At 72.5% G+C, this 7714-nt stretch carries 6 protein-coding genes; all 6 read left to right on the top strand.

Going from position 1 to position 7714, the window contains the following annotated elements; translation table 11 throughout:
* Positions 1-28: 28 nt before the first annotated feature.
* Positions 29-499, top strand: coding sequence for a cell division protein FtsL (ftsL, locus tag BN1056_RS06965; protein ID WP_210580005.1), 471 nt, complete (start codon positions 29-31; stop codon positions 497-499).
* A gap of 38 nt (positions 500-537) precedes the next feature.
* Positions 538-2322: a peptidoglycan D,D-transpeptidase FtsI family protein gene (locus BN1056_RS06970; RefSeq protein WP_210580017.1), complete on the top strand. Its 1785-nt coding sequence runs from the start codon at positions 538-540 to the stop codon at positions 2320-2322.
* A gap of 73 nt (positions 2323-2395) precedes the next feature.
* The gene (locus BN1056_RS06975; protein WP_210580006.1) at positions 2396-4018 is read left to right on the top strand and encodes a UDP-N-acetylmuramoyl-L-alanyl-D-glutamate--2,6-diaminopimelate ligase; all 1623 of its coding nucleotides are present in this window, start codon (positions 2396-2398) and stop codon (positions 4016-4018) included.
* Positions 4015-5484, top strand: a complete 1470-nt coding sequence (locus BN1056_RS06980; protein WP_210580007.1) for a UDP-N-acetylmuramoyl-tripeptide--D-alanyl-D-alanine ligase — start codon at positions 4015-4017, stop codon at positions 5482-5484. Before BN1056_RS06975 ends, BN1056_RS06980 begins: the two co-directional genes overlap by 4 nt.
* Positions 5481-6569 carry a phospho-N-acetylmuramoyl-pentapeptide-transferase gene (mraY, locus tag BN1056_RS06985; protein ID WP_210580008.1) on the top strand — a complete coding sequence of 363 codons (1089 nt, stop codon included), beginning with the start codon at positions 5481-5483 and terminating at the stop codon, positions 6567-6569. The genes BN1056_RS06980 and mraY overlap by 4 nt, the downstream gene beginning before the upstream one ends.
* Before the next feature lie 68 nt (positions 6570-6637).
* A partial coding sequence (locus BN1056_RS06990) for a Mur ligase family protein (protein ID WP_210580009.1) occupies positions 6638-7714 on the top strand: 1077 nt, incomplete at its 3' end.

The raw sequence follows: 7714 nt of genomic DNA on the forward strand, positions 1-7714 counted from the left end.
CCGCAAAGACTCGAGGAAGGAACCGCCGATGACCACTGTCAACGCTCAACACAGCGCCGCGGCCAATCCGTCCTGGCGTGCGCTCACCGACGGCGCGACCGCTCGGGCCGCGCGCCGCCCCGCCTCGCGCCCGGTGGGCGAGAGCTCCGCGCGGCCGGAACTGCGCGTGGTGCGCGGCGTTGTCCCCTCCCGGCGCACCCTGCCCTTCCTGGTCCTGGTCATCGGCATACTCGCCTGTGCGCTGGTCTCCAGCATGCTGCTGAACGCGCGCATGGCTGACACGGCCTACAAGATGAAGACGGCGCAGGTGGAGTTGAACGTGCTCAACGACCACATCGAGACCGTGCGGGCCGACGTGCAAGAGGCCTCCGCCGCCGACACGCTGGCCGCTCGAGCCGCGGAGCTGGGCATGGTTCCGGCCGCCGCCCCCGGCGTCGTCGACCTGGCGGACTCCACCCTGGCGGGCGGCAGCGCCGCCGAGGCGGACGACGCCCAGTGAACCCGGTCAACCCGAGTCGACGCCGCGTCCTGCAACTCATGGGGTTGGCAGGATTCGGCGCCCTGGCGGGCAGGACCGCCTGGCTGCAGGTGGTGGAGGGGCCCGACCTCGCCACCAAGGCGAAGGCCGAGCGCACCGTTGCCTGGACCAACCGGGCGCCACGCGGAGACATCCTCGGTCGCGACGGCACGGTGTTGGCCTCCTCCGCCGTCTCCTACGACATCGGAGTCAACCAGGTCAAGGTCGCCCAGTACGAGCGCAGTGAAGAACGCACCGACCCCGCCACCGGGGAGGTCCGCAGCGTCGTCGTCGGCCACGGGGCCGCCGCCGCCGCCGAGCAGATGGCGGAGATTCTGGGCGTGGACGCCCAAGAGCTCGGCGCCAAGATGGTGGGGGAGTCCACCTACGTCGTCGTCGCCGAGGCCGTCGCCCCGGACACCTGGCGGCGCATCAACGCCCTGGCGATCCCCGGCGTGGAACCGGACCAGCGCACCCGGCGCACCTACCCGGCCGGATCGGTGGCCGGCAACGTTCTGGGCTATACCTACGAGGGGACCGGGCGCACGCTCATCGGCTCCGCCGGCCTGGAACTGACGCAGAACGACCTCCTGACCGGCGTCGACGGCCAGGGCCGGGTGGAGGTCGGCAAGTCGGGCGCCATCATCCCCACCGGCGAGCAGAAAGAGGTACCGGCCGTCGCGGGCGACAGCGTGCGCATGACCATCAACCCCGACCTGCAGGCCGTGGCCCAGGAGGCCATCGACGAGGTCGTCGACGCCCAGGGCGCCGACTGGGGCTGCGTGGTGGTGATGGAACCGGCCACCGGCAAGCTGCTCGTGCTCGCCGACTCCGACGCCGTCAACCCCGCCAAGCCGTCGGAGACGCCGGAGTCGTCCCGCAACGCCCGCTCCGTCCAGGCCATCTTCGAGCCCGGCAGCGTCGGCAAGGTAATCACCTTCGCGGCAGCCCTCGAGGAGGGCACCATGACCCCGGAGGACACCTGGACCGTTCCCTACAACTGGACCGCCGCCAACGGGCAGTCCTTCCACGACTCCCACTACCACGAGACGCAGACCCTCACCTCCGCCGGGGTGCTGGCCGAATCCTCCAACGTCGGCACCGTCCAGATCGGCGAGCAACTCGACGACGCCGTGCGCCACGACTACCTCAAGCGCTTCGGCTTCGGTGCGCTGACCGGCATCGAGATGCCCGCCGAGTCCGCCGGCATGGTCGCCGCGGCCGCCGACTGGGACGACCGCACCCGCTACACCACCATGTTCGGCCAGGGCATCGCCGGCACCGCCCTGCAGGCCGCCCAGGTGCTCGCCACCGTGGCCAACAAGGGCATGCGGGTACCCCCGCGCGTGGTGGACGCCTGGATCGACGCCGACGGCAACGAGACCCCCCAGGAGATCCCCGCGGGGGAGCGGGTCATCAGCGAGGCCACCGCAGAGGCGCTCACCGAGATGCTCATCGGCGTCACCCAGGACGGCGGCACCGCCGAAGCCGCCTCCATCGACGGCTACCTGGTGGCCGGGAAGACCGGTACCACCGAGATCCTCACCGAGGACGGCACGGTCGCCTCCTTCGTCGGCTTCACGCCCGCGCGCGACCCGGCCATCGCGGTCGCCGTCATCGTTTACCGCCCCCGCGACACCTACGGCGGCACCGTGTCCGCCCCCGTGTTCCGCAAGGTCGCCCTGGCTGCTATGCACTCCCTGGGGATCGCCCCGGACCCCAGCGTCATCGCCGCCCAGGCCGCCGCCGAGACGGATGCGGCAGTCGAGGCCGCACAGTCCGAAAGCGCAGGCGAGGAAGGATGAGTACCCTCGTCCTGGCAGCCGCCGCCCCGCGCCTGGCGGCTGCGACCGTCCTGCCACGATAGATTGGGGACCTATGAGCAACCACGCCTACGAGTCGGCCGCACGGCTGCGCCCACACCGGTGCGCGCCCACGCCCCTGAGCGATCTCGCCCGGGATTTCGCGCTGACCCCCGCCCGGCGTGAGGACGGCGTCGTCGACGCCGTGGAGGGACTGGAGGTCAGCGGCGTCAGCGTCGACTCCGGTGACGTGGTCGCCGGCGAACTGTTCACCGCCCTGCCCGGATTCAAGACCCACGGGGCCGCCTACGCCCCCGAGGCCGTTGCCGCCGGAGCCGTGGCCGTCCTGACCGACCCGGACGGCGCGTCCATGGTGCACGCCAACTGCCCCGGCACCCCCGTGCTCACCCACCCCGATCCGCGCGCCGTCGTCGGCCCGCTCGCCGCCGCCGTCTACCATCACCCGGCGGAGCGGCTACTGACCACCGCGGTCACCGGTACGAATGGCAAGACCACCACCTCCTACTTCCTCGACGCCATGCTGACGGCTCACCGGGGCGCCTGCATGATCGCCGGGACCGTCCAACTGCGGGTGGGCGACATCGCGGTCGAGTCCCCGCGCACCACCGTGGAGGCGCCGGTGCTGCAGCGCATGCTCGGCCTGGCGGTGGAGGAGAGCGTGGGTGCCGCCAGCCTGGAGGCCTCCAGCCACGCCATCGTGCTGCACCGCCTGGACGGGATGGTGGTGGACGTCGCCGGTTTCACCAACCTGCAGCGCGACCACCTGGACTTCCACAAGACCATGCCGGAGTACCTGGACGCCAAGGCACGGCTGTTCACGCCCGAGCACGCCCGCCGCGCCGTCATCTGCGTCGACGACGAGTGGGGCGCCCAGCTGGCCGAGCGCATCGCCGCCGCCGGGCAGATCCCCGTCGACCGGGTGCGCGCCTACGCCGCCCCCGGCGGTCGGGACGCCGTCGGCGCCGACTGGTGGGTCAGCGACGCGGCGGTCTCCATGACCGACTCCGCCACCACCTTCACCCTGCACGGCCCGGACGGGCAGGCCATCGCCGCCTCCTGCCCCCTGCCCGGCCTCGTCAACGTCCAAAACGCCGCGCTCGCCCTGGTGATGGCCATCCGCGCCGGCGTCCCGGCCGAGACCGCCGTGGCCGCGCTGGCCACCGCCCACAACATCCCCGGCCGCATGCAGCGCATCAGCCAGCGCGACGGCGTGCGCGGCACCTGCATCGTCGACTTCGCCCACACCCCCGACGCCATGGAGCTGACCCTCCGGGCCGTCCGCCAGATCACCCCCGGCCGCCTGATCGTGGTCTTCGGCTCCGACGGCGACCGCGACCGCGGCAAGCGGCCCATGCTCGGGGAGGTCTGCGCCCGGCTCGCCGACGTGCTGGTGGTCACCGACGAGAACCCCCGCAGCGAGGACCCGCAGTCCATCCGCGACGCGATCCTCGCCGGCGTGCGCAAGGTGCGTCCCGACCTGCACGACGTGGAGGAGATCACCACCTGGCGGGGTGACGCCGTGCGCCGCGGAGTCGAGCTGTGCGGCCCCCAGGACACCGTCATCGTCACCGGCAAGGGACATGAGCCCTTCCTGGAGATCGCTGACGAGTTCATCCGCTACAACGACGCGCCCGTCATGCGCGAGGCGGTCCTGGACAAGTGGGGAGAGCCCGCATGATTGACCGCCCCCTGACCGAGGTCGCCGCCCTCACCGGCGGCACCCTGGTGGACGCCGAGGCCGTTCCCGCACCGGGGGCGACCGTATCCGCGGTGGTGACGGACTCCCGTCGAGCCGCGCCCGGCACCCTGTTCGTCGCCCTCGCCGGTGAGCGCACCGACGGGCACGCCCACGTCGGCACCGCCGCCGTCGCCGGGGCCGCCGCCGCGCTCGTCAGCGATGTGGACGCCGCCCGTGCCGCCCTGGCCGACGCCGGTGCCCGCCTGCCGCTGATCGCGGTTCCGGACACGGTGACCGCGCTCGGGGCACTGGCCCGCGGGCACCTGGCCGACCTGCGCCACCGGGCCGTGCAGCGCGGCCAGGCGCTGACCGTCGTGGCCGTCACCGGCTCGGTCGGCAAGACCACCACCAAGGACCTGACCCGGCAGCTGCTCGCCGCCCAGGGCCCCACCGTCGCCCCGGTCGCCTCCTTCAACAATGAGATCGGCCTGCCGCTCACCGTCCTGGAGGCCGACGCCGACACCCGCTACCTGGTGTTGGAGATGGGCGCCTCCGGACCCGGTCACATCACCTACCTGACCGACATCGCGCCCCTGGACGCCGCCGCCGTGCTCATGGTCGGTCACGCCCACATGGAGGGCTTCGGCTCGATCGACGGCGTGGCCCGTGCCAAGGCGGAGATCGTGCGCGGGCTGCTGCCCACCGGCACCGCCGTACTCAACCACGACGACGCCCGCGCCGCCGCCATGGCCGAGCTCGCCCCCGCGGTGCTCACCTTCTCCGCCGCCGGCGCCCCCGAGGCGGATATCCGCGCCACCGCGGTTGAATTGGACGCGGATGCCCACGCCGGCTTCGAGCTGCACCTGCCGGGGATCGCTCCCCGCCGCGTCCGCCTGGCCGTCCCCGGCGCCCACAACGTGGCCAACGCCCTGGCCGCCGCCGGCCTGGCCGTGGCCGCCGGCGCCGACCCGGCCGCAGTCGCCGCCGGCCTCGGCGCCGCCCGCCTGGAGAGTCCACACCGCATGGACGTGAACCACCTGGGGCGGGACGTGCTGCTGATCGACGACGCGTACAACGCCAACATCGATTCCATGACGGCCGCCTTCGACTCCCTGGCCACGTTGGCCGGCGGCCGCCGGCGAGTCGCCATCATCTCCGAGATGCTGGAGCTGGGGGCCGCGTCCGTGGCCGACCACGTCCGCACCGGACAGCTGGCCGCCCACGCCGGTGTCGGCCTGCTGATCACCGTCGGCGCCGGCGCCGCGCCGGCCGCGGTATCCGCCCGGGCCGCAGGCGTAACGGTGCTGGAGATGCCCGACGCCGACGCCGCCCAGGCGGCCCTGGATGCACCGGACGGCCCGCTGCGCGACGGCGACGCCGTCCTGGTAAAGGGATCCAACGGGTCGGGCGCGTGGCGCCTGGCCGACCACCTCCGAGACAGTCTCAAGGAGATGCACGCCCAATGACAGCAATCCTCGTGTCCGCGGCGGTCGGCCTGCTGATCACCCTGTTCGGCACCCCCGTGCTCATCCGCTTCCTGCACAAGCGCGAGTACGGGCAGTTCATCCGGCAGGACGGCCCGCAGGGCCACTTCACCAAGCGCGGCACCCCCACCATGGGGGGCCTGGTCATCATCATCGCCACCGTGCTCGGCTACGCGGCGGCCAACCTCAGTGAACTGCGCACGCCGCGCGCCAGCGGCGTGCTGCTGCTGTTCCTGATCGTGGGGCTGGGGCTGATCGGCTTCCTGGACGACTTCGCCAAGATCTCCAAGCAGCGCTCCCTGGGTCTGAGCCCCTGGCAGAAGATTCTCGGTCAGGCCTTCATCGGCATCACCTTCTCGGTAGCCGCCCTGAACTTCGCCAACCGCAACGGGCTCACCCCCGCCTCCACGCGCATATCCTTCGCCCGCGACTCGAATCTGGATCTCGCCTTCGCCGGCGTCGTCGGCGGCATCATCCTGTTCACCATCTGGTCGAACTTCCTGATCACCGCCTGGTCCAATGCCGTCAACCTCACCGACGGGCTGGACGGCCTGGCCGCCGGCTCCTCCGCCATGGTGTTCGCCGCCTACACCCTCATTGGCGTGTGGCAGACCAACCAGTCCTGCACCTACGGGCACGGCGACGTGGTCGCCACCCTGTGCTACCAGACCCGGGACCCGCGTGACATGGCCATGATCGCCGCCGGACTCATGGGCGCCTGCTTCGGCTTCCTGTGGTGGAACGCCTCGCCGGCGAAGATCTTCATGGGCGACACCGGTTCCCTCGCGCTGGGCGGCGCCGTGGCCGGGCTGTCCATCCTCACCCGCACGGAGTTCCTGGCGGTGCTCATCGGCGGACTGTTCGTGGCCGAGGTCGTCAGCGACATCGTCCAGGTGGTCTCCTTCAAGTCCACGGGCAAACGCGTGTTCCGCATGGCCCCGCTGCACCACCACTTCGAGCTGGGCGGCTGGACCGAGGTCAACGTGGTGATCCGCTTCTGGATCGTCACCGGCGTGTTCGTGGTGCTCGGCCTGGGCCTGTTCTACGCCGAATACCTGGTGTCCTGAATAACCCGGCCGTGCCCGCCGCCGCGGCCAGCCCGCGGCCCAAGTAGCCGAAACGTGAAGCAGAGGTCATGCAAGCAGACATCTCCAGCAGCACCGGGGTCGCGGCACTCGCCGGGGCGCGCGTGGGCGTGGTCGGGCTCGGCCGCACCGGACTCGCCGTCGTCGACGTACTGACCGGCCTGGGCGCCCGCGTGTCCGTATTCGACTACCGCCCCGGCGCCATCGACGCCCTGGCGGATGCGCTCGGTGCCGACACGGCCGCCGGCCTGGCCGGCGCCACCGCCGGCGACGACGCGCACATCGCCGCCGCCGTCGCCGACTCCGACCTGCGCCTGCTGGTGGTCTCACCGGGTGTGCCCGCCACCGGCCCCGTCCTGGCCGCCGCCCGCGCCGCCCACATCGAGACCTGGAGCGAGATTGAGCTGGCCTGGCGCCTCCAGCGCGCCTCCGCCCGCCCCGACGTGCCCTGGCTGGCCGTCACCGGCACCGACGGCAAGACCACCACCGTCGGCATGCTCGCGCAGATCCTTACGGCCGCCGGCCTGAACGCGCCCGCGGTCGGTAATATCGGCGACCCCGTCATCACCACCGTCGCCGCCGGGAGGGCGGACGCCCTGGCCGTGGAACTGTCGAGCTTCCAACTGCACTCCACCCACACCCTCAGCCCGCTGGCCGCGGCCTGCCTCAACCTCGCCCCCGACCACCTGGACTGGCACGGCTCCCTGGACGCCTACCGGGCAGACAAGGCCCGCGTCTACGCCCGCACCCGCCGCGCCGCCGTCTACAACACCGCCGACGCCGCCACCCTGACCATGGTGGAGGACGCCGATGTGGCCGAGGGCTGCCGCGCCATCGGCTTCACCACCGCCATTCCGGCCCTCGGGCAGATCGGCTGCGTGGAGGACCTGCTCGTAGACCGCGCCTACCACCCCGACCGGCGCCGCAGCGGGGCCCAGCTCGCCACCCTGGACGACCTGGCCCACCTGGCCCCCGGCGGCGACGCCACCCGCCTGCCCGCCCACGTGGTCGCCGACGCCCTGGCCGCCGCCGCCCTGGCCCTGGCCACCGACGCCGTCGCCGACGACCCGACCGCAATCGCCCGCGGCCTGCGCGCCTACCAGCCGGGCGCTCACCGCATCGTCACC

Origin of the sequence: Actinomyces succiniciruminis (assembly GCF_900002405.1) — a bacterium.
In the GTDB taxonomy this organism is placed as follows: Bacteria; Actinomycetota; Actinomycetes; order Actinomycetales; family Actinomycetaceae; genus Actinomyces; species Actinomyces succiniciruminis.

Excerpts from the sequence above, each read along its gene's own strand:
- BN1056_RS06980 (WP_210580007.1), top strand. The coding sequence starts at position 4,015 with ATGATTGACCGCCCCCTGACCGAGGTCGCCGCCCTCACCGGCGGCACC.
- BN1056_RS06970 (WP_210580017.1), top strand. The coding sequence starts at position 538 with ATGGGGTTGGCAGGATTCGGCGCCCTGGCGGGCAGGACCGCCTGGCTG.
- BN1056_RS06975 (WP_210580006.1), top strand. The coding sequence starts at position 2,396 with ATGAGCAACCACGCCTACGAGTCGGCCGCACGGCTGCGCCCACACCGG.
- ftsL (WP_210580005.1), top strand. The coding sequence starts at position 29 with ATGACCACTGTCAACGCTCAACACAGCGCCGCGGCCAATCCGTCCTGG.
- mraY (WP_210580008.1), top strand. The coding sequence starts at position 5,481 with ATGACAGCAATCCTCGTGTCCGCGGCGGTCGGCCTGCTGATCACCCTG.